This window comes from Bradyrhizobium sp. RP6, assembly GCF_003837805.1.
Lineage (GTDB): Bacteria > Pseudomonadota > Alphaproteobacteria > Rhizobiales > Xanthobacteraceae > Bradyrhizobium.
On record NZ_RQIT01000005.1, the window covers coordinates 1 to 24,797 of the forward strand.

23 protein-coding genes and 2 pseudogenes are annotated in these 24,797 nt (G+C 63.4%); 6 read left to right on the plus strand and 19 right to left on the minus strand.

The window, feature by feature from the left end:
• From EHH60_RS12755 to EHH60_RS12795, 9 genes and pseudogenes are all read right to left on the minus strand, one after another.
• Window positions 1-479, minus strand: a pseudogene (locus tag EHH60_RS12755) (helix-turn-helix domain-containing protein); the annotation flags it as partial.
• Window positions 480-570: 91 nt separating this feature from the next.
• A complete protein-coding gene (locus EHH60_RS12760; protein WP_124159827.1) occupies window positions 571-1,317 on the minus strand; it encodes an SDR family NAD(P)-dependent oxidoreductase in 747 nt (248 codons plus the stop codon).
• 52 nt (window positions 1,318-1,369) lie between these two features.
• The gene (locus EHH60_RS12765) at window positions 1,370-2,332 is read right to left on the minus strand and encodes a carbohydrate kinase family protein (protein WP_124159828.1); all 963 of its coding nucleotides are present in this window, start codon (window positions 2,330-2,332) and stop codon (window positions 1,370-1,372) included.
• Between the two features lie 35 nt (window positions 2,333-2,367).
• Window positions 2,368-3,060: an L-fuculose-phosphate aldolase gene (locus tag EHH60_RS12770; RefSeq protein WP_124159829.1), complete on the minus strand. Its 693-nt coding sequence runs from the start codon at window positions 3,058-3,060 to the stop codon at window positions 2,368-2,370.
• 20 nt (window positions 3,061-3,080) lie between these two features.
• On the minus strand, window positions 3,081-3,740 hold the full coding sequence (locus EHH60_RS12775; RefSeq protein WP_349629066.1) for a hypothetical protein: 660 nt from the start codon (window positions 3,738-3,740) through the stop codon (window positions 3,081-3,083).
• Between the two features lie 126 nt (window positions 3,741-3,866).
• Window positions 3,867-4,436: a peroxidase-related enzyme gene (locus EHH60_RS12780; protein WP_124159831.1), complete on the minus strand. Its 570-nt coding sequence runs from the start codon at window positions 4,434-4,436 to the stop codon at window positions 3,867-3,869.
• 14 nt (window positions 4,437-4,450) lie between these two features.
• A complete protein-coding gene (locus EHH60_RS12785; RefSeq protein ID WP_124159832.1) occupies window positions 4,451-6,763 on the minus strand; it encodes a molybdopterin-dependent oxidoreductase in 2,313 nt (770 codons plus the stop codon).
• The gene (locus EHH60_RS12790) at window positions 6,760-7,518 is read right to left on the minus strand and encodes a CoA transferase (protein WP_124159833.1); all 759 of its coding nucleotides are present in this window, start codon (window positions 7,516-7,518) and stop codon (window positions 6,760-6,762) included. The genes EHH60_RS12785 and EHH60_RS12790 overlap by 4 nt, the downstream gene beginning before the upstream one ends.
• Window positions 7,518-8,327 (minus strand): CoA transferase subunit A, encoded by an 810-nt coding sequence (locus EHH60_RS12795; RefSeq protein ID WP_199751460.1) that lies wholly within the window; start codon window positions 8,325-8,327, stop codon window positions 7,518-7,520. The genes EHH60_RS12790 and EHH60_RS12795 overlap by 1 nt, the downstream gene beginning before the upstream one ends.
• A gap of 246 nt (window positions 8,328-8,573) precedes the next feature.
• Between EHH60_RS12795 and EHH60_RS12800 the strand changes: the two genes are divergently transcribed.
• The 4 genes from EHH60_RS12800 (at window position 8,574) to EHH60_RS12815 (ending at window position 13,580) form a co-directional block, all read left to right on the plus strand.
• On the plus strand, window positions 8,574-9,728 hold the full coding sequence (locus tag EHH60_RS12800) for an ABC transporter ATP-binding protein (RefSeq protein WP_124159835.1): 1,155 nt from the start codon (window positions 8,574-8,576) through the stop codon (window positions 9,726-9,728).
• On the plus strand, window positions 9,725-11,515 hold the full coding sequence (locus tag EHH60_RS12805; RefSeq protein ID WP_124159836.1) for an ABC transporter permease subunit: 1,791 nt from the start codon (window positions 9,725-9,727) through the stop codon (window positions 11,513-11,515). The genes EHH60_RS12800 and EHH60_RS12805 overlap by 4 nt, the downstream gene beginning before the upstream one ends.
• Window positions 11,516-11,547: 32 nt before the next feature.
• Window positions 11,548-12,642, plus strand: a complete 1,095-nt coding sequence (locus tag EHH60_RS12810) for an extracellular solute-binding protein (RefSeq protein WP_124159837.1) — start codon at window positions 11,548-11,550, stop codon at window positions 12,640-12,642.
• A 113-nt stretch (window positions 12,643-12,755) separates the two neighbouring features.
• Window positions 12,756-13,580, plus strand: coding sequence for an IclR family transcriptional regulator (locus tag EHH60_RS12815; protein ID WP_124159838.1), 825 nt, complete (start codon window positions 12,756-12,758; stop codon window positions 13,578-13,580).
• Between the two features lie 71 nt (window positions 13,581-13,651).
• Here EHH60_RS12815 and EHH60_RS12820 read toward each other — a convergent pair whose 3' ends face one another.
• The 3 genes from EHH60_RS12820 to EHH60_RS12830 form a co-directional block, all read right to left on the minus strand.
• Complete coding sequence (locus EHH60_RS12820) at window positions 13,652-14,047, minus strand: cytochrome P450 (protein WP_283811830.1); 396 nt, start codon at window positions 14,045-14,047, stop codon at window positions 13,652-13,654.
• Window positions 14,044-14,388, minus strand: coding sequence for a hypothetical protein (locus tag EHH60_RS12825; RefSeq protein ID WP_124159839.1), 345 nt, complete (start codon window positions 14,386-14,388; stop codon window positions 14,044-14,046). The genes EHH60_RS12820 and EHH60_RS12825 overlap by 4 nt, the downstream gene beginning before the upstream one ends.
• 457 nt (window positions 14,389-14,845) lie before the next feature.
• Window positions 14,846-15,781: a LysR substrate-binding domain-containing protein gene (locus EHH60_RS12830; protein ID WP_199751432.1), complete on the minus strand. Its 936-nt coding sequence runs from the start codon at window positions 15,779-15,781 to the stop codon at window positions 14,846-14,848.
• 168 nt (window positions 15,782-15,949) lie between these two features.
• On the opposite strand from EHH60_RS12830, the gene EHH60_RS12835 reads away from it, so the two are divergent.
• Both EHH60_RS12835 and EHH60_RS12840 read left to right on the plus strand, forming a co-directional pair.
• Window positions 15,950-17,176 carry an MFS transporter gene (locus tag EHH60_RS12835; protein ID WP_124159840.1) on the plus strand — a complete coding sequence of 409 codons (1,227 nt, stop codon included), beginning with the start codon at window positions 15,950-15,952 and terminating at the stop codon, window positions 17,174-17,176.
• A 93-nt stretch (window positions 17,177-17,269) separates the two neighbouring features.
• On the plus strand, window positions 17,270-18,031 hold the full coding sequence (locus EHH60_RS12840; RefSeq protein ID WP_124159841.1) for an SDR family oxidoreductase: 762 nt from the start codon (window positions 17,270-17,272) through the stop codon (window positions 18,029-18,031).
• A 269-nt stretch (window positions 18,032-18,300) separates the two neighbouring features.
• Here the strand turns inward: EHH60_RS12840 and EHH60_RS12845 are convergent, their stop codons facing one another.
• The 7 genes and pseudogenes from EHH60_RS12845 to EHH60_RS12875 form a co-directional block, all read right to left on the minus strand.
• On the minus strand, window positions 18,301-18,981 hold the full coding sequence (locus tag EHH60_RS12845) for a YoaK family protein (RefSeq protein ID WP_124159842.1): 681 nt from the start codon (window positions 18,979-18,981) through the stop codon (window positions 18,301-18,303).
• A gap of 1 nt (window position 18,982) precedes the next feature.
• Window positions 18,983-20,386: an alginate export family protein gene (locus EHH60_RS12850; RefSeq protein ID WP_199751461.1), complete on the minus strand. Its 1,404-nt coding sequence runs from the start codon at window positions 20,384-20,386 to the stop codon at window positions 18,983-18,985.
• A 31-nt stretch (window positions 20,387-20,417) separates the two neighbouring features.
• Window positions 20,418-21,347 (minus strand): VOC family protein, encoded by a 930-nt coding sequence (locus EHH60_RS12855; protein WP_124159844.1) that lies wholly within the window; start codon window positions 21,345-21,347, stop codon window positions 20,418-20,420.
• Window positions 21,344-21,810: pseudogene (locus tag EHH60_RS12860) on the minus strand (DoxX family protein). Before EHH60_RS12860 ends, EHH60_RS12855 begins: the two are co-directional and overlap by 4 nt.
• Before the next feature lies 1 nt (window position 21,811).
• Window positions 21,812-23,698 carry an amidohydrolase gene (locus EHH60_RS12865; RefSeq protein WP_124159845.1) on the minus strand — a complete coding sequence of 629 codons (1,887 nt, stop codon included), beginning with the start codon at window positions 23,696-23,698 and terminating at the stop codon, window positions 21,812-21,814.
• Window positions 23,695-23,985 carry a XapX domain-containing protein gene (locus EHH60_RS12870; RefSeq protein WP_124159846.1) on the minus strand — a complete coding sequence of 97 codons (291 nt, stop codon included), beginning with the start codon at window positions 23,983-23,985 and terminating at the stop codon, window positions 23,695-23,697. The genes EHH60_RS12865 and EHH60_RS12870 overlap by 4 nt, the downstream gene beginning before the upstream one ends.
• 23 nt (window positions 23,986-24,008) lie before the next feature.
• Complete coding sequence (locus EHH60_RS12875) at window positions 24,009-24,659, minus strand: hydrolase (RefSeq protein WP_124160081.1); 651 nt, start codon at window positions 24,657-24,659, stop codon at window positions 24,009-24,011.
• Window positions 24,660-24,797: the final 138 nt, after the last annotated feature.

The following is a 24,797-nucleotide window of genomic DNA, read 5'->3' on the forward strand; positions in this document are numbered from 1 at the left end:
CGCCATGTTGGTCGATGCCCAGGTCTCGTCAATGAAGACGAGGCGATCCCGGTCGAGCTTGTCCTGACGCTCGCGCCAAGCCTCGCGCCCCTTCAAGACATCCGGACGGTCCTGCTCTGCGGCATGGGCAGTCTTTTTTTGCGCGTGATCTTGTGACGCGCGAAGAAGCGGCGGATCGTGCCATAGCCGAAGGATAGGCCTTGTTTGCTCAAGCTATGCCGCAATTCCTCGATGGTGATATCGGGTGAAGCCTCCAGCAGAGCCATGATCGTCGCCTGATGGGCATCAATGCGGTGAGACTTGCGATCGCCCCCTTGAGCCCTCGGCAGGGCATCGCCTTGCTTGCGCTCACGCGTTCGCCAGCGGCTTACGCTCGCCGGACTGACGCCAAATCGCTCGGCAGCCTGCCGGCCTGAAACGCCCCCTTCAATACAGCCGAGAACGCGTTCACGAAGATCCATCGACAACGGTTTCGCCATGCCCGCCGGCCTCCCAGTCCCCGGCAGACAGTTTGAATCATTAAACCGCTGATTTGGGAATCCCAAACGATTGAGTCAGGTAGGCTACGCTCTAACTGTAGAATATGCCGCCGTCTACATTGAGGGCCTGCCCCGTTACGAACGCGGAATCGTCCGATGCGAAGAACGCCACAGGACCGACGACGTCGTCCGGTTGCCCGAGCCGGTGAAGGTCCGTGACCTTCTCGAAATAGGCAACTCGTTCGGGATCGCGGAGATTGTTCATCCCCATCTCGGTCACGATGATGCCTGGACACACGGCATTGACGGTGATGCCGTAACCTCCGAACTCCATGGACGAGACGCGCGTGAAGCCGACCACGGCCGATTTCGATGCAGCATAGTGGGACTGCCCCGGACCGCCCGTTCGGGCGGCGAGCGAAGCGATGTTGACGATCCGCCCGTACTTGCGTTCCTTCATATGCGCCACCACGGCCTGGGTCATCTGGAAGACACCGCGCGTGTTGACGGCGAAGGTCTGATCCCACGTGTCGGGCGTCAGCTCGTCGATCGTCGCCAACCTCAGTATCCCTGCGTTGTTGACGAGAACATCGATATGCCCAAGGCCACTCACCGCTCCGGCCACGGCCCGCCTGCAGTCGCCGATGTCGCTGACATCGCCCAGCACCGGGATGCAGCGGCCGCCCAGCTCCCTGACCTCGGCGACGGTCTCAAGGAGAACCTTCTCCTGGGCAGCGATGTCGGTCAGCGCGAGATCGTAGCCGCGCTTGGCGAGGCCAATGGCTATCGCGCGGCCAATTCCGCGGCTCGCTCCCGTTACGATCGCATGTCGGGCCATGTTGCGTTCTCCCCTGTTGTTCGGATGAATGGTTTTCACTGGAGTGAAGAGATTAGGCGCGAGCAGGCTTGCGGACCGGGAGGGTGTTCATGGCATTCACGGTGTCCTCGAACGATACGAGATTGGCGCCTGAACCCAGGCCCGTCGCGACGATCGCGGACGTCGCTGTCGCAAGCTTGGCGCAGTCGAGCAGATCCCAGTCGCGGACGAGACCCGCGATGAAGCCGCCGGTGTAGGAATCGCCGCATCCCGAGGTATCGCGAACCGCGACCTCGAAGGCCGGCACGGTGAACTGGCGTCCGTCGCGCGTCATCACGAACGAGCCGTCGGCGCCCATGGAGATAGCGCAGGCTCCCGCGCCCTTCTCGATGAAGAACCGCGCGCATGCGGCGGGATCGGCGGTCCCGACCATCGCATTGGTCTCGTCGATGCTCGGCATGAAGAAGTCGACATAGGGCATTAGCGGCTCGACCAGCGTCAGCGTTTCACTCCGGGCCTGGATCAGATCGAGCGTCGTCGTGCATCCGGCCGCCTTCGCGTCTCGCAGCAGCGCGACGGAAGGCGCGCCATCCATCGCCAGCAGGGAGCCGACTCCCCCGAGATGCAGGACCTTGCTCCGGCAAGCCGCCTTCTGCACCTCGGGCGAGATGCGCCAGCGGGCCGAGGCGCCTCTTGCATGCATGACCGGACGTGAGCCGTCGGGCCGGATAGGCAGAATGGTTGCAGACGTCGGACTGTCGGCCATCCGCTCCATGAGCGAGGTGTCGATGCCCTCGCGCTCCAGCGCGTTCAGCATCCAGTCCGCCTTCTCGTCGGAGCCGACGGCGCCAACCGCGAGCGCTTTCAGACCGAGACGCGCGCAGGGCACAACCGTGCCGCCGGCGGTGCCGGCGACCGCGAGCCGAATTTCCTCGATCAGCAGGCGGCCGCCACCGGGCGGAATCTCGGTCACCGGGACGCCCAGAATGTCCAGAATGTAGGTGCCGCAAACGCTGACGTCGTGAGAGTAAGCCATGAATTTCTCGCAGAGATTTTTGGATTTGATCTGATCTAGCCGGACTGCGCGGGAGCCTTGGATGCGCCCTCGCGATCACGCAAGCCGTACTGCCCCCATCGCTTCAAAATGCTGTCGATTTCCTCGTCCGGCAGCAGCGGAGGAGAACCAAGCTGAAGACAGCCGTGATACTGCTTGGCGAGCACCTCGACCTCCACCGCGAGCCACATGGCCTTGCGCAAATTGGGACCGACGGCGATCAGCCCGTGATGTGCGAGCAGGCAGGCACGGCGATAGCGAAGCGCGTTCAGGGCCGCCTGCGACAGCTCCGCCGTGCCGTATTGCGCATAGGGCGCGCAAGGAATGTCGTTGCCGCCGGCAGCGGCGATCATGTAGTGAATCGCGGGGATCGAGCGATTCATGATCGCGATGATCGTGCAGAAGATCGGATGAGCGTGAACGACGGCGCCAACCTCCTGCTTCGATCTCAGGATGTCGAGGTGAAAGCGCCATTCGGTCGAGGGAACGTTGCCGGCCGATGCGGTCCAAGAGCCGTCCCATTTCATGGCCACGATGTCTTCGGGCTTCATGCGGTCGTAAGGAAGTCCGGACGGCGTCAGCAGGATGCCGTCGTCGGTTCGAACGCTGATGTTTCCGGACGTTCCCTGGTTGATGCCCTGCGCCGCCATCTCGCGACACGCATCGATAATGGCTTGACGAAGTTCGAGCTCCGTATCGCAGTCGCTCATGCCCTGTTTCCGATTCGCGTTCATGCACTTGCTCCGAGCTGGACCTGGCGGTCGACCAACAGCCACGTGGCTCGCGCGGTCGCCAGCACCTCCCGCTCCGCATCGAGCAAGGCGCTTTCGGCAAAGAGCTTGCGGCCTTCCCGCCCGGTCGGCCACGCCACCACCACGCATCGATCTCCGGGACGCGGCCGGCGATCGATCCGAGCGGCCATGCGTCCGAGCAGGGCCGTCTCGTCACCGTTCAATCCGAGGTGACGGGCGCCCACGCTGCAATAGCCGGTCGGGCAATCGAGAGCGGCCCAGACGAATTCCGGCGCGACATAGCCATCCTCACCGGACAGGCTGCCATGAGGTACCCAGGAAGCCGCGAACACGACGGGCTTGCCCGGGACTGCCCCCGCCTGCAGCGGACCTGCAAAGATCCGGAGACCGTCGCCATGGCCACGTGCGGGGCCGCAGACGAAGCATCCCGGAAGGTTGTGTGTCTGCTCGTCGTAGGGTGTTCTGCCGACTGCCTCTTCGGCCGCCGCATAGCTCACCCGGGGAATGCCCGACACATCAATGCCTGCTGCACGCGCCGTCGCGAGCAGCCCGCCGTTTTCGAGCAAGTCAATCCCGCCGTCGGCCTTCGTCAGCACGTCGAGCGGCTGCTCCAGTGGCGGCGGGGCGCGCAACGTCACTTCGGCGTCGCCGACGATGTGCCTTGCGAGACATCCGCAAACGTAGCCTCCGTTGCCGGAGTTGGGCGGGCCCCGGAAGCGTCTGTCGATGACCAGAGATACCATTGCAGTTCTCGTCCGCGGCGCTCAGCGTCCAATCGCGAAGAACTCGTCGTTCGGACGCATGCTGGTGACGTTGGCGAGGCGGTTCGACATGCCGAAGAATGCAGCGATGGCGGCAATGTCCCAGACGTCCTCCTCGGTGAATCCGTGTCCCTTGAGATCGACGATGTCGGAGTCGTCCACCTCATAGGCGCGCGCCGAGACCTTCATCGCGAAATCAAGCATCGCCCTCTGCCGTGCCGTGATATCGGCCTTACGGTAGTTGACGGCGATCTGGTCTGCGATCAGCGGATTCTTCGCGCGCACGCGCAGGATGGCGCCGTGTGCGACGACGCAATACTGGCATTGATTGGCGCTGCTGGTCGCGACAACGATCATCTCGCGCTCGGCCTTGGTGATCGGTCCGGGCTTGTCCATCAGAGCGTCGTGATAGGCGAAGAACGCCCGGAACTCGTCAGGACGATGCGCGAGTGTCAGGAAGACGTTGGGGACGAAGCCGGACTTCTCCTGAACCGCCTCGATCCGCGAGCGGATATCCGTAGGGAGCGTTGCGATGTCGGGGACGGGAAAGCGGCTGATGGCGGGCGCAGACATGTTCCAAGCTCCTGTTAGACTGCCGCGAGCGCGACGAGCGTTTCCTGATAGGCCTCGAACGCATCGCGCCGATCGGCGGCGTACGGCTCGACTCGCACGAGGCTGGTATGGGCCGAACAGCCCTGGCCGAATTGGGACGTGCCGATATCGAGCGTGAGCACGTTCGGATTGCCGGCGATTTCCAGGCCGCTATTACCTGTCGGCGTGAACCAGGCACCAGTCGGAAGCACCAGTACGCCCTGACGGACCCTCTCGGTGATCTCTGCCGTCGCAAGGCACTCCCCGCGACCGTTCCAGATGCGGATCGTTCGGCCGTCAGCGATGCCGAGAGCCGCCGCGTCGTCAGGATGAAGGCGAGCCTGTTCGCGGCCATTGCGCTTCATCGCCCGGCTCGATGCGCCGGTTTCGAGCTGACTGTGAAGACGGCCGGCCGGCTGGTGCGAGATGAGGTGCATCTGGCCGGCGTCGGCGGCGTTGCCGAGCCATTCGGCCGGCTCGATCCACGCGGGATGCGGTCGGCAGTCGGCATAGTCCAGCCTGGCCAGAGTCTCGCTGCCAAGCACGATCTTTCCGCTTTCGGTCCTGAGCGCATGCGCCTCCGGCTCGTTGCGGAAGTCGGCCAGGAAGGTATGCTCTGCCTTGACCGGGCAGCGGGCATAGCCGGCTTCCCAGAACGCATCGAAATCCGGCATCGCGAAGCCGAAGCGCTGCGAGGCGTCGCTGCGGCAGGCTTCGTAGAGATGCCTGACCCAGCCCATTTCGTCCCGGCCCTCGTTGAACCGATCGGCCACCCCGAGCTTGCGTGCGATCGCGTCGAAAATGGCGAAGTCGGAGCGGGATTCGCCCAGCGGCTCGATGGCCTTCTTCATCGCCAGGATGAAGTCGGAGCGCCTGTTGCCGGCGAGATCGTTGCGCTCGATCGACGTGGTGGCCGGCAACACGATGTCGGCGCGCTGGGCCGTCGCGGTGAACATCGGATCCTGCACGATGATCGTCTCGGGCCTCGTCCAGGCTTCCGACAGGCGATTGAGGTCCTGATGATGGTGGTAGGGATTGCCGCCCGCCCAATACACCAGCCTCGTATCCGGATAGGTGCGGATCTCGCCTTCGTAACTGAACGGCCTGCCGGGATTGAGCAGCATGTCGCTGATCCGCGCCACCGGAATGAAGCTGTCGATGGGCCTCGTCAGCTGTGAAATGGCAGGAGACTTGCCGAGGTTGATCGGAGCCCCGACGCCGCCAAGGGACGCGTAGCCGTAGCCGACGCCGCCGCCCGGCAATCCGATCTGGCCGACCACCGATGCAAGTCCGAGCGCCGCCCAGAACGGCTGTTCGCCATGATGGGCACGCTGCAGGCTCCAGCTCACAGTCAGCATGCTGCGCGTGTCGACCAGTCGGCTTGCAAGCGCCACGATCTTGTCCGCATCGAGGCCGCAGATGTTCGCGGCCCACACAGCGTCCTTGCGCACGCCGTCCGTTTTGCCTTCCAGATAGCCAAGCAAGCGATCCGCGCCGCTGGTACAGCGCGCGAGGAAATCCGTATCGTGCCGGCCCGCCTTCACGATCTCGCCGGCAAGGCCGAGCATCAGTGCCGTGTCTGTGTTCGGCCGGATCGGCCACCATTCGGCGTTGACCCAGTCGGGCAAATCGTCCTTCAGCGGCGAGACGTGGATGATCTTGACGCTGCGTTCGACGATCTGCTTGAGATAGGTCTCGAGCCGATGGCTGCCGATGCCTCCGGCCTCGTTTTGCGCGGTTCGCGGCGACAGAGCGCCGAACACCACCAGCGTCTCGGTGTGCTGCGCGATGGTGTCGAGCGTATTGGCGCGGCCACCGCATGCATCGTCGTTGCCGAGCGTGTGCCGCAAGATCACGGGACCTGCCGCGATGGAATAGGTGTCGACGTGCCTGGTGAAGCCGCCAACCAGGTTGAGCATGCGCTTCAGAAGCGATGAGGCATGGTGCAGGCGGCCCGAGTTGGTCCAGCCATAGGAGCCCGCGAAGATCGACGCGTTGCCGAACGTGCCCGCCACACGGCGCACTTCGTCCGCAACCAGCGTCGTCGCCTCGTCCCAGCTGACCGGCACGAATTTCTCGCGGCCACGTCCGCGGCGATCGCTCCTCTCGCGCTTGTCGAGCCAGCCCGAGCGAACCATCGGCCGCAGCACGCGCCGCTCGGGATTGGCCCATTCGGCAATGGAATGGATGATCGGGGAAGGCGCCGGATCGTGCTCGAACGGCTCGACGCCGACGATGCGATCGTCCTCGACGAGGATGGTGTAGGCACCCCAATGGCTGCAATGCGGGACCCGCTTGATCCTGCTCATGCGTCGACCGTCCCAAGATCGCGCCGCATTTGCGCGGCGAATTCGGGATAGGTCTCGGCGAGCTCGTCGAACACGCGACCGCGGAGCAGGTCGAGCGTCGCTCGATCCGGCAGCGCGGTCTGCTGCGGCGCGGCGTCATGCTCGAACCGAAAGCCGGTCGCTTGCTTGATCTCCGCAAGATCGTGCCCTGGGTGAACACTTTCCAGCTCGAACCCCGGCCGCGTCTTGTCGAATCGAAAGAGTCCCTTGCCGGTCAAGAGAGCAACGGGGCCGCCGCTCCGGAAGACTCCCTCAGGACTGACGCCCGGGGCACTGATGAAGTCCACCTTCTCGACGAAGACGCGCGGCGTATGCTCTTCGCGGAAGAGGATGACCCGCGGCACGACAAAGTAGAGATAGGCCGACCCGAACGAGCCGGGCCAGCGCACACTCGAACGCGGATAGTCGCCGGCGCCGACGAGGTTCACGTTGCCGAAGCCGTCGATCTGGCCGCCGCCGAGGAAGAACGCATCGATTCGGCCCTGACCCGCGCAATCGAACAGCTCGGCCGAACCGTTGGTGAAGAAATTATGCTCGACAGAGCCGAGAATGGAGATGCGAGGACCGACGGCGCCGCCCGCTTCCTTCATTGCACGCAGCAGCATCGCGCCGGCCGCAGGAATGGGAGATGACGCTCCGACCGCGACATGCCTGACACCGTCGAGCAGCCGCGCGATCGTGCAGATCAGCACTTCGCGAGGGAGAACTTCGGCCATCACGCGGGCTCCATCTGCGCCTGCGCCATATAGGCAGAGAAGCCGTCGGTCGTTCGCGCCGCCTTCGCATAGCGTGCGATCTCCGCGCTGTCGGCCGGATACTCGCCCCACAGACCGTAGGGCCATGCGCCCTTCGGTGCGCGCGCGACTGCCGTGACGTAGAGTGCCGGCAGCACGCCGGCAGCGCTCATCTCGTCGGCGAGCAGACTTTCCTCGACGATGCGCTCCACCGTGACCAGAACGGTGCGCGAAGCGTAGGCCATGGCGGCAAGCTCGCGGCGCCGTCCGATCCAGACATTGCCGAAGCGATCAGCTATGGGCACGTGGAAGATCGTGACGTCGGGCTTGATGGCTGGGATCAGGACGATCGGATCGCCCCCGTCAGCCAGCGGATTGTCAATCACGCGCCAATCGTCGCGATGGCGGAGCAGATCCGTTCCGATCAGCCCCCGGAGCGGCATGAAAGGACTGCCCTTCTGCGCCGCCATCAGGCCCGCATGGATGGCGGGGCACGTCGCGTCCTTCAGTCGAACCGCGCCATCCTTGACGGCCGCATTGAACCGGGGCGCTCCACCCGCTTCGCCGAGCGAGACGGCGCTGGTCTCCACCGTCCGGACCAGACCTGCTCCGACAAGCTGGTCGACCTGCAATCCGCCGGTCGGCACGCAGACGAGGTCGAGATCGCCCGCGCCATGCTCGATGATCGGCCGCGTCATGGCCATGGAGACGCCGGCGTAATCGACCGGCAGCGCCACGCGCATGCCCGGCTCGATATGCTTCGCCATTGCGCGAGGCTCGCTCAACACCATCATCCTCCCCAACATTGTTCTATATTGTAGAACAGTATTCCAAATAAATGTTAGACGGATCTGAACGCGACTGTCAATCTGGGTTTACCGGGGAGGCCTTTGTTTGCAGGGCATCTCGCCTGCACAGACGATCGCGGCGGCGCGCCTCTGCGCCGCGACTGAACGGCGCGACTTGACAAGCGCGCGCGGCGCGCCAACAATAATTGGAATATCGTTCTACAATATAGAACAGACGGGGAGGAGAAAATGGGTGAGCCCGCGGCTCTGCGCACGACGCGCTCCGGCGAAGTAGGCGCTCGGACGGCGCCGAGCGGCCGCCCCCTGGAGCGCGGCACCATCGGATCGAGCATCGCAGTCCGCGACGCGGTGAAGCGATACGGCAGCTTTCATGCGGTCGACCGGATCAGCATCGACATCGAACCGGGCGAATTCATCACGCTTCTCGGCCCTTCCGGCAGCGGCAAGACGACGCTGCTCAACCTCGTGGCCGGATTCCAGAGCCTCGACAGCGGCGAAATTCTCGTTGACGGAAAGCCGGTCCACAATGTGCCCACGCACAAGCGCGGCTTCGGCATGGTCTTCCAGAGTTACGCGCTGTTTCCGAACATGACGGTGAGCCAGAATGTCGCGTTTCCGCTCCGCATGGCGGGCGTCGATCGGGCAACCACGGATCGACGCGTCGCCGAGACGCTGGAAATCATGCGCCTGACGGAGCACGCGACGAAGTCCCCCTCGCAGATGTCGGGCGGACAGCAACAGCGCGTCGCAATCGCGCGCGCCATCGTCAGGAGGCCGAGGGTCGTGCTGATGGACGAACCGCTCAGCGCCCTCGACAGGCGGCTGCGCGAGTCGATCCAGATCGAGATTCGCGACCTGCACCGGACCATCGGCAGCACGATCCTGTTCGTCACCCATGACCAGGGCGAAGCCCTGACCATGAGCGACCGCATTGCGGTGCTCAACGCCGGCAAGATCGTCCAGATCGGCCGTCCGCTGGACATCTATCGACATCCGACCGATCGCTTCGTCGCCTCGTTCGTCGGCGAGAGCAATCTGATCGAGGCGGAGATTCTGCAGAAGCGCGGATCGACGCTGACGATGAAGAACCGCGCGGGATACGTGTTCAACGCCGAAAGCCGGGACACGATCGACGTCGGGCGCGCAACCGTGCTGGTGCGCCCGGAACGCATCGCCGTGTCGAACGAGCCAACCGCAAACTCCACGCGCGTCAGCGTCACGTCTGCGATCTTCCTCGGCGAGATCCTGCGGATCGAGGCGAACATGGAGGGCGGAGAGCCGCTCCTGATCAGGTGTACCGACATGGCCGTTCGGCCCCTGCCCTCCGTCGGGGATCGCCTGCACGTGAGTTGGGGCGCCGCGGACTGCTGGGTGCTTGCATGACCTCGGCATCGATCGGCGTCCAGGCGGACCGTCCTGCGGAGCTTGATCTCGTCAGGAGGTTGAAAGATCCGGCGCTGCTGCTCCTGCCGGCGCTTGCCTTCCTGGCCTTCATCTATCTCCTCCCGCTGATCGATCTCATTCGCATCAGTGTCAGCGGACCATCGTGGTCGTCGTATTTCGCTCGGGTGTTCGCGATCCCGCTCTATTGGGATTCGCTGGTCCGCACGATGCAGATCTCGGTGACCGTCGCGGGTCTGTGCCTGCTGTTCGGATATCCGACCGCGCTGCTGATTCACCGCAGTCGCGGCATTGCCCAGGTCCTGATCGCGACCGCGATCGTGTTGCCCTATTTCATCGCCATCCTGATCCGGACTTACGCGTGGATGGTCCTGCTCGGCCGCAACGGGCCCGTCAACAAGCTGCTGGTTTCGGTCGGCATATTGAGCGAGCCGGTGCAGCTTCTCTTCAACCGCGGCACGGTGCTTCTCGGCATGACCGCGGTGCTTCTGCCGCTGATGGTGCTGACGATCTATTCCAGCGTGGCGCGCCTCGATCAAAGCCTGACCCGCGCAGCGCTGGCCAGCGGCGCCGGGCCCATTGCGGCTTTCTGGCGCGTGTTGCTGCCGCTGACCCTGCCCGGGATGGGCGCCGGCTTCCTGCTGGTCTTCGTCGCTGCCATCGGCTTCTTCATTACGCCGACCCTGCTCGGGGGGCCCAGCGACCAGATGTTTGCCATGCATATCACCCAGCAGGCGGACTCGGTCACGTCGGAAGGATTCCTGCAGGCCTTGGGCGTGGTGCTGCTGACGATCACGTTGGCTGTGGTCGCGGTGGCCGGACGCTTCCTCGGCTTTGAGTTCATCTGGGGCGGCCGCAAGCTGACCGAGGCCGCACCGACGACGACTGATCGCCACGCCGCCGATGCCGGGCGCCGCAGTTTCGGCGCCTCAGCTGCCGACCTGATCGGCTGGCCGCTTCTGAGACTGTTCGGACGGCTGCCGGCGAGCTTCGGGACCTGGACGGTTCGCCTCATGGGCGGACTGGTCATTACCATTCTCATCCTGCCGATCATCGTGGTGATGATCATTTCCTTCAGTAGCGCAAGCTATCTGACCTTCCCGCCGCCGGGCTTCTCATTTCGCTGGTATGAGCAGTTCTTTTCCGATTCGAACTGGATGCGGGCGTTCTGGACGTCCCTGGTCGTCGCGGCGATGTCGGCCGGAATCGCGATCGTGCTGGGCGCGTCGGCCGCCCTCGGCATCGTCAGGAGCAGCATTCGCGGCAAATCCACCATCATGCTGCTGCTCGTAAGTCCGATCATCGTCCCTCCGGTCGTGCTCGGCCTGTCGCTCTACAGCCTGTTCCTGCGTTTCGATATGGTCGGCTCGGTCTTCGGCCTCGCCGCGGCGCATGCGATCGGCGGCCTTCCGCTCGTCGTGGTGATCCTGTCCGCCTCGCTTCAAGGCGTCGATACCAGGCTCGAACAGGCCGCCGCCGTCCATGGCGCATCGTTCCCGACGGTGTTCCGCCTGGTGACGCTGCCGGCCATCATGCCGGGCCTCGCCGCCGCGACATTCTTCGCCTTCCTGCACTCGTTCGACGAGCTGGTGCTGACGCTGTTCCTGTCGAGCGCCGAGCTGAAGACACTCCCGCTGATGTTGTGGGGCGACATCAACTATCGGCTCAATCCGGTGCTGGCCGTGGTCTCGACGCTGGAGGTGCTGCTGGTGGTCGCAGGGCTCGTCCTTGCACGACCCGTTCTCGCGACGTCGCGCAAGGCGACGTGACGCAGATCGATTTCAACTGGAGGAAAGAGAAAATGCTGGGAATGAAACGCTGGCGACGATCGGTTTCCGTATTGGCCTCGGCCCTGTGCATCGCAATGGGGACGGGCCTGGCTCAGCCTCAGAGCAACGTCGTGATCATGCAGGATCCGGGCGGAGGATATGGCGATGCATTGCGCAAGGTCATGTACGATCCGTTCGAGAAGGCGACCGGCATCAAGGTGGTCACCGTCCAGGAGGCGCGTAGCGGCCCACGCATCAAGGCTCAGGCCGAGGCCGGCAAGGCGCAATGGGACCTGACGTTCATCTTCGATCAGGAGACCAAGCTGCTCGGCGACTGTTGTCTCGCCGACATCGACTATTCCAAGCTGTCCGACGCGGCCAAGCAGACGCTGGCGGCCATGCCGGACAATCTGAAGCGCAAGAAGGGCGTGGCGCTCCAGGTCATCGGCGTCGGCCTCGTCTACAACAAGGACAAGTACAAGGGCGAGAACGTGCCGACCAGCTGGGCCGACTTCTGGGACGTGAAGAAATTCCCCGGCCGGCGCTGCATGCCCGCCTGGCCGCGTTTCGTCTTCGAGGCGGCGCTGATGGCCGACGGCGTGGAAAAGAGCAAGCTCTACCCGATCGACATGGAGCGGGCGCTGAAGAAGGTCAAGGAGATCAAGCCGCACATCGCCAAATGGTGGACGACGTCCGCACAGCCGCCGCAGCTTCTGCTCGACGGTGAGGCCGACATGTGCATGGCCTACACCGGCTCGATGAGCAAGCTGGCCCTGGAGGGCGCCCCGATCGAGCTGACCTTCAATCAGGGCTTCGTCTACTACGACTTCTTCTCGATCCCCAAGGGAGCGCCGAACTACGATAACGCGCTGAAGCTGCTGTCCTGGCGGCTCGAGCCCAAGCGCGCGGCGCAGCTCACCTCGACTTTCCCGGTCGCCCTCCCCTCCCAGGTCGTGTTCGAGGCTGCGACCGACAAGAAGCTCGCCCGGTACTGGGCCAACAACCCGGACAACGTGTCGAAGGCGATCGAATGGAGCCCGGATTATTGGGGCGCAGCCTCGCCGGCCGGAAACTCGACCAACGAGGAGTACGGTCAGGAGAAGCTCAACGCCTTGCTGGCCCAGTAGGCAGCCTGATCGGCCCCGATCCAGAAGGGATCGGGGCCGATCCACACACGGGCTATTGCCGATCGCGCGACCATGCTAGATCGAGTGAAAGATCATTCTATTTTGGCCGGTGGATGGATAAGGCTTTTACCAAGGGACTGCGTCTCCTGGAGGCACTTGCTCTGAGCGAGCAACCCCGTGGGGTCACAGACCTCGCGGGTGAGCTGAAGCTCACCAAGAGCAACGTGCATCGGCTGCTGATGACCTTGCAGTCCCAAGGCTATGTGCGCCAGATCCCTCCGCACAGCACCTACGAGCTCACGACCAAGATCTGGGCGCTCGGCAGCCATGTCATCCACCGGATGGATCTCATCAACGTCGCGCGACCGGCAATGACGAAGCTTGCCGAGATCACCGGCGAAACCATTCACCTGTCCGTGCTCGAAGATACCGACGTCGTCTACGTCGACAAAATCGAAAGCGCCCACCATATCCGCGCCCATACGAGCGTGGGAATGCGTGCACCCGCTTTCACCATGGCGACGGGGAAAGCGATGCTCGCACATATGCCTGATGACTACCTGGAGCGATTCAGGCCGCATCTCAGGCGCTATACCGAGACCACGCGAACGACGATCAAGGAACTGCGCGAAGACATCGAACTGGCACGCGCGCAAGGTTACTCCGCCGTGCTGCACGGCGAGTGGCGCGAGGGCATCGCGGCCTGCGCTTGTGCGATCCTCGGCCGCTCGGGCGAACTCGTTGGGGCGATCGGCATGTCCGGCCCCGACACTCGCGTCAAGCGCAAGCAGATCAGGGAATATTCGGTTCACGTGATGGAGGCAGCGCGAACCATCGGCGCCGCCCTCGGCTACTCCAACAGGCAGACGGCCTACTCCGGCGTCAGAAGCGCTCCTGCGGATCCTCCGCCTTCACATCAGTCACGACGCGCGCCCTGATCCTGCTGCCGCTGCTGGAGCAGCATCGGAGCAAGCGCGCGTCTTGCCCGTGCAGCGCCCTCGTCCGGATGTCACGGCTGCCAGGATATTCGCATGGTTTCAACGCGGCGGATGCCGCTGTGCCCCTTGATCGCTGGCGCTTCATCCAGTCGGAGTTGAGGTATGCGGGCCGCGAGCGCCGCCAGGCTCTCCTCAAGTTCGATACGCGCCAGCGCCTCACCGATGCAGCGATGGGCACCAGCCCCGAAGGCGGGCAGCAACCGTGGTTGATCGGTTCGACGGATGTCGAATACGTCGGGCCGTTCATAGGCCTCTTCGTCACGCGCGGCGGACATGGTCGACAAGATGACGAGTTGCCGGGCAGGGAGCGCAGCGCCGCCAACCTCGATGTCTTCAGCCGTCACCCTGATGAACGATGCCACGCTCGGCTCGAATCGCATCGCCTCCGCAACCGCGCCCGGAATCAACGAGGGATCGCGGCATACCGCCTCCGCCGGCGCTTACCACCGGCCGCGGCGATTTTGGTCTCGACCAGCAGGCGATCAATCGTGGCTGCGCTGACGCCGAGCACCAGCGCGCGATCGGCCTGGTCGAGCTTGAGCCGGCCATGCCGCTCCAACGATGGCAGCAACGTCGGAATCATTATCTCTAACCGTTTGCCGCAGATTCGATCCGAGGCCCCCACAGCCACCAGCGCATCCCTGATCGTGGCGTCATAGGTCGGCCTTCGATGCCGCCGGGCCTCCGGCGAAATTGCGACAAGGCTGGCAAGCGCCCGAACCACGTGCTTGCGATGCCAGCCGGTCACCGCGCAAAGCTCGTCGAGAATGCACCCCTTATCTGCGCGCCCTGCTGATCAATAGCGCTCGACCACCGCCGCCGTGAGTTCGCGCCGCGCACCCATGCTGATCCGTCCTGCCATCGGCGACACCGATCCGATTCGGTATCGTCGTCCCAATCCTGACGGTCAGTTCTCCGGTAACATTCTGGGTGAGGCAATGCGCCCCTTTGCGCGGCGAGCTTTGCTGGTAGCGCTCGTCTCGTCTGAGCTGGCCGGGATAGCGGAGGCGAGACGAGCGCAGGTGGCGTGATCGTCGTCTCGGCTCTTGAATGAGCGGCTCGACGTATGGTCCCCGCAATATCAAAACGCCGCGCGCGAATCGCAGGAGCTCGATGCGATAAGTTCATGAACGAGACGACACCGCGGATCAGTTGTCTACGAATAGGCAGAGGTGCCAGCCGGCTCTCCACCCTATTCGCCCCTGTCATGTGGCCGTTGGGTCGCCAGCCGATTGCCGTCCCTCTTCTTCCAGCCAATCGCAAAACACTGCTGTCTGTGAATCGCTCTCGCTCCCTGCGGGCAGGTACGCGAAGTAGCTCCTCGCTGGAAGGCTGACGTCTGGAAACGGAGTGATTAGGCGGCCCGCGGCGACATCATCGCCGATCAGAGCGGTCGGTCCCATTGCTACGCCCAAGCCATCGATCGCCGCCTGAATCGTCAGGAAGAAGTGATCGAATGTTAGCGTCGCCGTCGGGATAAGGCGGGAATGCCCGGCTTTCACCAACCAATCTTGCCAAAGCCGCGGCATCGACGTGACGTTCAGCAATGTGTGCTGCGCGAGGTCGGAAATGTCCCCCAGAGGAAGCTTCGCGACCACTGCCGGGCTGCAGACCGGGAGGCGGCGCTCCGAAAGAAACAGCCGCGACCTGAAGCCATGAAAAGAATCCGGACCGCCGCGGATGACCACGTCGAAGGCGTCGGCAAGCGCGTCGATCGGGTCGTTCGACGTCGTGAGGCGGACTTCGATATCCGGTCGCTCGTTACGGAAACGGCTCAGCCGTGGAAGCAGCCAGCGCATGCTAAACGTCGCGAGCGCATTGACGCGCAGCACGGCTGCCGGCACTTCGCCGTGGGTCGCGCGATGCTGCTTCACGGCGAACGAAATGCGGTCGAGCGCCGGGCTGATCTCTTCGAATAGCGCCGTGCCGGCCGGTGTGAGCGTGATCCGCCGCGTTGATCGCCAGAACAGCGCCGGCGCCCCCAACCAGTCCTCAAGCAGGCGCACTTGCTGACTGATCGCGCCATGCGTCACGCCCAATTCGCTGGCCGCCTCCTTGAAACTGCCGAGGCGGGCTGCCGCTTCAAAAGCGCGGACGGCGTTGAGAGGTGGCAAGAGCCTGCGTTGCACGGAAATGCTCATATGATAGAAATCCTAACTCGCTGGTCGATTATTACTGATTTGTGCAGGCAACCTCAATTGGCCATGATGCATTGATCGTGAAGTTCAGCACATCGATCGATGTGACGCAGGACCAATGCATAGAATTTCTATCACTTGAGGAGCTCTCGTCCCCCCGGAGGAGTCGACATGAATGACGCAGCCGTTCCGGCGGGGAGCCGTCCGCGCGAACCTGCATCATGCTTGTCGGCGCGATCGAAATCCCGCGGCCTGCTGGCCGCCTGCCTCACCCACGCGGTTCATGACGGCTATACCGACGGTCTCTATGCCTTCCTGCCGGTCTGGCAGGCGCAGTTCGGCCTGTCCTATGCGGCCCTTGCTGTCGTGCGCGCGCTGTATTTTGGGACGATGGGAGGTATGCAGATTCCAGCCGATCGCGTTCTTCGCGGCTTTTCGGCGCGCGCAGCGCTGATCCTGTCCACTATCGCTGCGGCGGCGGGCCTGCTGATCATGGCGCTGCCGTTCGGTTTTACCGGTCTATGCGTCGGGCTCGTCGTCGCTGGAATTGGATCGAGTATCCAGCACCCCCGCGGCTCGATGCTTGTCACCGACAGCTATGGCCCGGAGTCGCGAGGCCCACTTGGCATCTACAACTTTTCCGGCGATCTCGGAAAAGCCGTGTTGCCGGCCCTCATCGCAGTGCTGCTGCCGATCGTCGCCTGGGAGTGGGTGCTGGGCTTGATGGCCGCATTGGGAATCATCCTGGTGATCGCGCTGGCGTCACTAGCACCGACCGCGTCAAACACTAGGAGTGCCGCGAAAGAAGTGACTCCCAGCGGTGGCCGCGGCGGTTTCGGTATCCTCACGACCATTGGCGCGCTCGATACATCGACCCGCATGGGCTATTTGCTCTTTCTTCCCTTCCTCATCCATGGACAGGGTGGGGGCCTGCCCGCTGTTGGAACCGCACTCGCCCTACTGTTCATGGGCGGCGCGTTCGGCAAGGCGACCTGTGCCTGGCTCGGGCAGCGACTGGGCGTTGTCGAGTGCGTCATCGTGACCGAGGCCGCAACGGCCTTGCTGATTTTGGCGACGCTGTTCACGCCACTGACGTCAACGCTCATCCTGCTGCCACTGCTCGGCATCGTGCTGAATGGCACCTCTTCAGTGCTCTATGGTTCCGTGCCGGAGCTTTCCGATGGCGATACTGGGCGGGCATTCGCGGTCTTCTACACCAGCGTCATCGGCGCCGGAGGTCTCGCACCGATCCTCTACGGCACCATTGCCGATCACAGCAGTCGGACGATCGGTGTGCTGGCCTCAGCTGCGACCGCCGCCCTGATCGTCCCACTCGTGCTGCTGCTGCGGAGCCATCTGCGCAGCTCAACCACGAGATCGCCCGAGGAGGCCGTTTGATCGCGGCGCCGTATTTGCGGCGCAACGCAAAGCACCGCACCGTTCCACTCCAGCGGTTGCAGCCCTGGATCATCTGTCAAAGGAGTACGCTAAGTGGATATCACCTCGCAGGAGCCGCTCATTCTCATAACCGGTGGAAGCCGTGGGGTCGGCGCGGCGACTGCGCGGCTTGCTGCCGCACAAGGCTACGATGTCGCAATAAGCTTTATTTCCAACGAAGCTGCTGCTCGTGCAATAGCCGCTGATGTGCGAGCTGCGGGACGCCGGGCGTTGGCTGTCCGCGCGGATAGTGCGGATCCGGAACAGGTGGCACAGCTCTTCGCGGCAATCGACCGAGAGTTCGGCCGGATCGATGTGCTCGTCAACAACGCAGCGGTCGTTGCGCAGCAGTCCCGGCTGGAGGATCTCGGGTTCGAGCGTATGCAGCGGATCTTCGCCGTCAACGCGATAGGCCCCATTCTCTGCGCACAGCAGGCCGCGAAGCGGATGTCCTATCGTCACAACGGGCGGGGCGGCTCCGTGGTCAACATCTCTTCGGCGTCGGCGCGTCTAGGCAGTCCCGGCGAATATGTCGACTACGCCGCGTCAAAAGGCGCTCTTGAGACATTCACGACGGGTTTCGCAAAGGAGGTCGCGCGGGAGGGAATCCGCGTCAATTGCATTCGCGCCGGGCACATATACACCGAGATGCACGCAAGCGGCGGAGAGCCGGGCCGAGTAGATCGTGTCAAGGACTCGATTCCGATGGGGCGGGGTGGCCAGCCTGAAGAGGTGGCGCGCGCAATCCTGTGGCTGGCCGGTGCCGAGGCCTCGTTCGTTACCGGCACATTCCTGGATGTCACCGGCGGCAAGTGAGCGACAACACTGCGCCTCGCTCGTCGCTCGACAACTCGTATGCGATCGCCTCTGCCTCAGCAGAGCTCGAAACAAAAAGAAGAAAAGCAAGCAAAGCGCGTCTCTTTCGGTCCGGCTCGTCGCACGAGCGAGGCCGACTTGGGATACGAACGGGGCGATGGGTCTGTTTCCATGTGAACTGCTTGCTCTGCCTCCGGCAGACCCACAGGCATCAACCCAACAAGCATGGTCTCGCGAGAGTCACCTGCTAGACCCATTCCGCCGCAGTCTCATTTCGGTTCGGTGGGTGCCAGAAACACAGCAGGTAGGGCGATCACCGGCGGAAGGACGAAACACCAGGTCCCGAGCGTCGCATAAAGGCATGCGCCGGCAGCGCAACCTACCGCGAACGCCACCACACTCGCTGCCATCTTGCCGAGGCGCGGCTTCGCCACCGAGAGCACTGCGGTCGGCGCGCCACGCATCACGTCGGCCACATCAATCATGATTTGAGTCGTGGTGCCGGTCATCAACGTGCTTGGCGGCTCCGTCCCCATGTGGATGCGGTGCGCAGCATTCTGAATTGCCATCGCCGCAACCAGGACCATGCCGGTGCAGATCGCCTGAACGCTGTCACCTTTGAGGAACGGGCCGTAGTGTACCGCAAGTGCCCCTCCCAGCGCCAGCAGGAGCACCTTCAACGCCAGCATGGAGCGGAAGATCGGCAGTCCGATAGAGGGAAGCAAGAAGCTGAACATTCGGGTGCCAACCACGACGAGGCAGAAAACAGGGAGCGCGAGCAGCTTGGCGAGGCCGCCAGACGTCCCCTGCACCATCGCGGCGCCGAAGGTGACAAAATTGCCGGTCACATGCGCCGTGAACAGACCCTGAAGCGCCAGGAATCCGGCGGTGTCCACGAGCCCCGCATTGAGGCTCATCAGAAGTGGAAGCGCGAGGATCTGTCGAGACATGTTACCAACCATATTGGAGCTGGACACCGAGATAATTGCTGGTGTGCCCACCAGCGCGGATGATCGTGTCGCCCACGTCGAAGTGCACCGCTTCGACGGCGCCAGTGAGGTGGTCGTTGAACGCGTAATCGAGGCGGAGCTGGCCGTAGGACCCGATCCAGTTGCTGCCCCTGCCTGCGGTCCCCGCGATCGGCACATTGGGCTGCACATAGATCGCGTCCGCAGTGGTTTCCCGCCACTGCAGCCCGACCGCGGCCATGACCTTCAAACGGTCGATGGGGCTGACGGTGATCGATGGCTTGAGGTGCAGGATGTTGGCGTAACTCGCATAGCCCGCCAGCGTGAAGTAGTAGCCGTTCGGGAACAAGGGATTGAACGTCCCGACCGTCCCATCCCCGGGATGATGATCGCCCGAGCCGGCGTCGAATTGGAGGCCGAGGCGTGGCTGCCAGATCGTGCCGGCCATCGTATAGCCGGTTCGCGCGCCGACAGCCCACGCACAGATATCCGTCGTGCCGACTTGACCCACCTGTCCCATGGCTTCCAGGTCCCAGTCGAACCCGCTCTTCTTGCCCGCGAACCTCACGTCGAAGACATGACGGTGCTCTTCTCCCGAGGCATCCAGATATTTGGCGCTGCTCCGCTCGTACAGCGAGTAATAGCCCGACAGCTCGTCATCCCCGAAGACCTTGCGCTCGACGCGTAACGTGCTGAAGCGGAAGCTGTCGTTCGAGGTATCGTCGAAGGGGCGAACATCGAAATACTGCACAGGGCGGCTCATAAATCCGATGAAGCGCCAGTCGCCAGTCTCCCAATCCGCCCACAGCGCGTCGAAGGATTGGCGCACGTTCGGTCCATCTCGCGACGACACGAAGCGTTGCAGGTCGAATGCGAAGTCCTGGCGGCCGGCGCGGACCTTCAGAGTGCTACTGCCGAACGTATTGACGTACTCGACGAAGGCCAGGCGGAGGTCGAGGCGATCCTGATCCACCGGAGAAATGCTCTTCTTGTCGAAGGCGCGGTCGTCCTCCAGCTGAACGAAGGCGCGCCAGTTCTCGTTGAAGTGGACGTCGGCATGGATCTGCAGACGCTGCAGCAGGTAGCTGTCGCCCGGCGTTTTGCCTGTCCCGAAGCCTGCAGCATCGTTCGTCTCGAAGCGCTCGCGCAGGGTGGCGCCGAGCGAGATGTAGCTCTTCGGATCCGTTGCCCACAACGGAATGTACTTGAGACCATCGAACGGTTCGGTACGCAGTCTCGGATCGGCGAGGACCGACCAGTCCTCGGCCCATCGGTTCGCCTGGATCGCGGGCCGCTTCGAAGATGCAACGTTCTCGTCGGCCGCGCGAGCACAGTCGGCCCCGACACCGAAGCTTGCCAGCGCAAGCCCGATCCGGAGGCTGCGCAAAAAGGCTCGACGCGACCCGACCAATGTCACCTCATTTGCCGCTGGCTTGCGCCGCGCTCTTCTGCGCCAGAGAATGGACTTCGGCGATGTAGCCCCCCGGGAACATCACGATAGCCGCGGAGCGGCCCTCCGATGTGTAGGGTTCGACGAGCACGGTTGCTCCGGACTCCTTGGCCTTTGCGAGAGTGGCAGTCAAATCGGCGACTTCATAGCCCGTCGTCTCCCGCCCGTACGGATAGGGCAGATGACCATCGGTGACCAGAACGGCCATTTTCCCAAAGGCGGACTCGATCCTGATCCGGCGGAAGGTCGCATCGGGCCGCCCGATCTCGACGCCCGGCGCCTTGGCTTCGTCGGAAACCACCTTGCCATGCGAGAAGGCAAGGAAGCTGCGCGTGAAGGCCGCTGCCCGATCCGCTGAAACGTAGACGCGGTTTTCCGGGACATGCTCGAAGGCGGCGTAATCGGGCTTGGTGGTGTGCCAGTAGATCTGCAGGTTGACGCCGCCCGGCCATTGGATAACAGCGTCCCGTCCGATCGGATCGGGGAACGTGGATACGATCACATCGGCACCGGCGGCACGGGCCTGCCTGATCGCCACGTCGATGTCGGTGACCAGATAGCCGTTGCGTTCCGCGCCAAACGGATACGGGATCAGAGTCTTGAAGCCGAACAGAGACACGGTGCCAACCGGCGTCTGAAGCAGTTGCGATGTCGTGCTGCTCGACGTCGGCGTCACCGTGGCGACGACCTGCTTGGTGCTCTTGCCGCCGAAGGTCGCAAGAAAGCTGCTGACGAACTTGTCGACATCCTCGGGCGCGACATAGACGTGGGTGGTGTCGTATTGCGGGGCGACGGCAACCAGCGTGTCTTTCTTCGCCGGCTCCTTGGCAACGGCAGGTCCGACCGCAGCGACCGCGACAACGGCGCCCCAAAGCAAGATCGATCTGGTCAATTTCATCGGGAAGCTCCTTGGACGATTGTCGATGGCCCAACGACGGCCGGGCGGCAAGAGGTTGGCTCGGACATGATCGCGACGACGACCAGTCCCGCGATAAGTCCGAGATGTTCGAAGAAGCTGTTGGTGGCGATGAACCGTTCGTGACCGTTCATGGTCCAGAAGGCGTTTGCCGTGAGCATCGCCACGAAGGTCAGAACGCCGAGCCCGCCCGCTCCGAGCCAGACCAGCCTGTTGAGCACCACGAGCAGAGAGCCGCCAAGTTCGATTGCGATCGCGGCCGAGGCCCATAACCATCTCGGACTTAGCCCGAAATGCTCCTGTTCGGCGATCGCGCCCGGGAGGTCGAATAGTTTCGCGAAACCGCCGAGGATGTAGGCGGAGACGAGGGCAAGACGGGCCGCATGCCCCAGGAGCGCCAGCGCAGGATCCGGGCGATCCAGCTTGGGGTCGTGCCGGACGCCATGTCAAACCGCCCAGCACGCGCATCCGAGAGCACCCCAGAAGCTCCTGAGGTCCGAGACCGGCAAGCGGCTCGTAAAGGCCGACGCATGATCGTGCCCGTGCACGCCACAGGAATTCGAGCAGCCGCACGCCTGCATGGCGCGCATCGCCAGACTGCCTTGCTTCCCGTTCGCCTTGTCATCCGCCCAGGCGGCGTAGCCACCGAAGCGGCGGACGGGCGACCAGTCCGGCATTGCCGGCGGCGGCGTGACCGCCTCCAGTTTCGAGAAGTCTCCGGCTCCGTACACGATCCGGCCGCCGACCATGGTCAGCAGTGCCGTCGTGTCGGCGATCTCGGCCTCGCTGCAGGAGAAGTAGTCGCGATCGGGAACGACGAGGTCCGCGAGCTGGCCGACCTGGATGCGTCCCTTCTTGCCCTCCTCGTTCGAGAACCAGGTGACGTTCTCGGTCCACATCCGCAGCGCGGTCTCGCGGTCCAGGCAGTTGCGTTGCGGCGTGATCCGCAATCCGCCGACGGTTCGCCCGGTCACGAGCCAGGACAGCGAGACCCAGGGATTGTAGGACGCCACCCGGGTCGCATCGGTGCCGGCCGACACCTTGACACCCTTGTCGATGATCTTCTTGACCGGCGGCATCGCTTCGGCAGCCCCCGCCCCGTATCTCTCGACGAAGTATTCGCCCTGGTAGGCCATCCGGTGCTGCACGGCGATGCCGCCGCCCAGCGCCGCGATGCGGTCGATCGACGGGTCCGAGATCGTTTCGGCGTGGTCGAAGAACCAGTGCAGCCCTTCCAACGGCATGTCCTGGTTGACCCGCTCAAAGACGTCCAGCGCCCGCGAGATCGTCTCGTCGTAGGTCGCGTGCAGCCGCCATGGCCACTTGTTCTGGACCAGGACGCGAACGACCTCCTCGAGCTCACCCTCCATCTCCGGCGGCATATCCGGACGGGCGACGCGGAAATCCTCGAAGTCCGCGGCCGAGAACACCAGCATCTCGCCTGCGCCGTTATGACGGAAATAGTCGTCGCCCTGCTTGTACTTCGACGTCTTCGTCCAGTTGAGGAAGTCTTCCTTCTCGCCCTTGGGCTTCTGGGTGAAGAGATTATATGCGAGCCGTATCGTCAGGAGGCCTTCATCGCTCAGCTTCTGAATGACCGCATAGTCGTCCGGATAGTTCTGGAATCCTCCGCCGGCATCGATCGCGCCGGTCACGCCCAACCGGTTCAATTCCCGCATGAAATGTCGCGTCGAGTTGACCTGGTAGTCGAAGGGGAGTTTCGGTCCCTTCGCGAGCGTCGCGTAGAGGATGTTGGCGTTGGGTTTCGCGAGCAGAAGACCCGTGGGATTGCCCCTTGCGTCGCGCATGATTTCGCCGCCCGGCGGTTCGGGCGTATCCTTGGTATAGCCGACAGCCCGCAACGCAGCGCCGTTCAGGATAGCCCGGTCGTAGAGGTGCAGCAGGAAGACCGGCGTATCCGGAGCGGCGGCATTGAGCTCGTCGATGGTCGGAAGCCGCTTTTCCACGAACTGGTGTTCAGTGAACCCGCCGACCATCCTCACCCATTGCGGCGGCGGCGTGACGGCGACTTGCCGCTTCAACATGCCCATGGCGTCGGCGAGCGAACGCACGCCGTCCCAGCGGAGTTCCATGTTGAAGTTCAGGCCGCCGCGAATGATGTGGAGGTGGTTGTCGATCAGGCCGGGCAGCACCCGATGGCCCCTGAGATCGACGAGTTTCGTGGCGGGCCCAGCGAGCTTAATCACCTTATGGTCGTGCCCAACAGCGACGAACCGGCCGTCTGCGATGGCGACAGCCGAAGCCGTCGGATTCGAGCGATCGAGTGTCGTGAACAAGCCACGGTGCAGAATGACGTCCGGTGCCGAGCTCATGAGTGTTTCTCCAGGCCTTCCGCCGACGCGACGTTTCGTGATCGGTAGCTTTGACGTCCGGGCAGCATCCCGAACATGTGCGGAGCGCACTTGGCCTGTTGCCAGGCCGATGCGAGCCCGTGCCCCGAAATCAATTGCCGGGCGACGGGAACGATCTGTTCGCCGGCGAGGATGCCAAGCAGCCCGACCAGAGCGACCAGCGGCGGGGCCGGCGAACGCACATCCAAGAGGCTATAGATGACGCCGACCAAAAGGCCGGCGCCAAGGGACAACAGATAGATTTTCATGACCGCTATTGCTTTGAGGAGGTCTAACCGGTTTTCGCGCCGCCTTCGGAGGCGTGCTCTCCCAGCGCCCATTTGGAGAAGCGGATCTGGATGCCGTAAGGTGAATGCGCACGCTGAATGTCCATCATTCCTTCGTAAGTCTCGGTGCGCGCCCAGTCCTGCTGAAGCTCGTAGGCGTACTGCGATGAAGTGATCGGAACAGCGCCTGCCTGGATGGCGCGCTCCATTGCACGGTTGTGCGCTTCCAGCGAGAGGTCGCCGCAAGCATCGGCGGCGATGTAGATCTCAAAGCCTTCCTTGAGCATGTCCAACGTCGGGAAGATCACACACGCCTCGGTCCAAAGTCCCGCCAGCACGAATTTCTTGCGGCCGGTGGCAGCCACCGCCTTACGGAAGTTCGCATCGAGCCAGGAATTCATGGACGTGCGGTCGATAACGTCGTGCTTCGGAAACAGCGAGGTCACTTCCGGAATGAACGGTCCGGAAAACGAATCCCGCGCCACGGTGGTCAGCACCGTCGGGATTCTGAAAAGCTTGGCGGCCTTGGCGAGGATCTGAACATTGTTGATCGTGACCAGGCGGTCATGCGACTGAACACCCTGGAACATGGCCGGCTGATAGTCGATCAGTGCGATGGCGCTATTGTCCGGGGTGAGCATATCGAGTTTCGACATTTGATGGGCTCCTTGCGATCGACATCGGCGATCCAGCAAAAGGGGGTGTTGCAAGTAGCTGCACCGTGAACCCTGAACGCCGACGGAGCTTGGACGATTTCGTCGCGGCTTGGACTTCGGCCCGATCATTCATTCTGG

Coding starts and splice junctions, on each gene's coding strand:
- EHH60_RS12785 (WP_124159832.1), bottom strand. CDS start 6,763: ATGAGCAGGATCAAGCGGGTCCCGCATTGCAGCCATTGGGGTGCCTAC.
- EHH60_RS12765 (WP_124159828.1), bottom strand. CDS start 2,332: ATGGCTTACTCTCACGACGTCAGCGTTTGCGGCACCTACATTCTGGAC.
- EHH60_RS12835 (WP_124159840.1), top strand. CDS start 15,950: ATGAATGACGCAGCCGTTCCGGCGGGGAGCCGTCCGCGCGAACCTGCA.
- EHH60_RS12865 (WP_124159845.1), bottom strand. CDS start 23,698: ATGAGCTCGGCACCGGACGTCATTCTGCACCGTGGCTTGTTCACGACA.
- EHH60_RS12790 (WP_124159833.1), bottom strand. CDS start 7,518: ATGGCCGAAGTTCTCCCTCGCGAAGTGCTGATCTGCACGATCGCGCGG.
- EHH60_RS12830 (WP_199751432.1), bottom strand. CDS start 15,781: ATGAGCATTTCCGTGCAACGCAGGCTCTTGCCACCTCTCAACGCCGTC.
- EHH60_RS12760 (WP_124159827.1), bottom strand. CDS start 1,317: ATGGCCCGACATGCGATCGTAACGGGAGCGAGCCGCGGAATTGGCCGC.
- EHH60_RS12805 (WP_124159836.1), top strand. CDS start 9,725: ATGACCTCGGCATCGATCGGCGTCCAGGCGGACCGTCCTGCGGAGCTT.
- EHH60_RS12780 (WP_124159831.1), bottom strand. CDS start 4,436: ATGTCTGCGCCCGCCATCAGCCGCTTTCCCGTCCCCGACATCGCAACG.
- EHH60_RS12870 (WP_124159846.1), bottom strand. CDS start 23,985: ATGAAAATCTATCTGTTGTCCCTTGGCGCCGGCCTTTTGGTCGGCGTC.
- EHH60_RS12875 (WP_124160081.1), bottom strand. CDS start 24,659: ATGTCGAAACTCGATATGCTCACCCCGGACAATAGCGCCATCGCACTG.
- EHH60_RS12810 (WP_124159837.1), top strand. CDS start 11,548: ATGCTGGGAATGAAACGCTGGCGACGATCGGTTTCCGTATTGGCCTCG.
- EHH60_RS12855 (WP_124159844.1), bottom strand. CDS start 21,347: ATGAAATTGACCAGATCGATCTTGCTTTGGGGCGCCGTTGTCGCGGTC.
- EHH60_RS12815 (WP_124159838.1), top strand. CDS start 12,756: ATGGATAAGGCTTTTACCAAGGGACTGCGTCTCCTGGAGGCACTTGCT.
- EHH60_RS12800 (WP_124159835.1), top strand. CDS start 8,574: ATGGGTGAGCCCGCGGCTCTGCGCACGACGCGCTCCGGCGAAGTAGGC.
- EHH60_RS12845 (WP_124159842.1), bottom strand. CDS start 18,981: ATGTCTCGACAGATCCTCGCGCTTCCACTTCTGATGAGCCTCAATGCG.
- EHH60_RS12770 (WP_124159829.1), bottom strand. CDS start 3,060: ATGAGCGACTGCGATACGGAGCTCGAACTTCGTCAAGCCATTATCGAT.
- EHH60_RS12795 (WP_199751460.1), bottom strand. CDS start 8,327: ATGGTGTTGAGCGAGCCTCGCGCAATGGCGAAGCATATCGAGCCGGGC.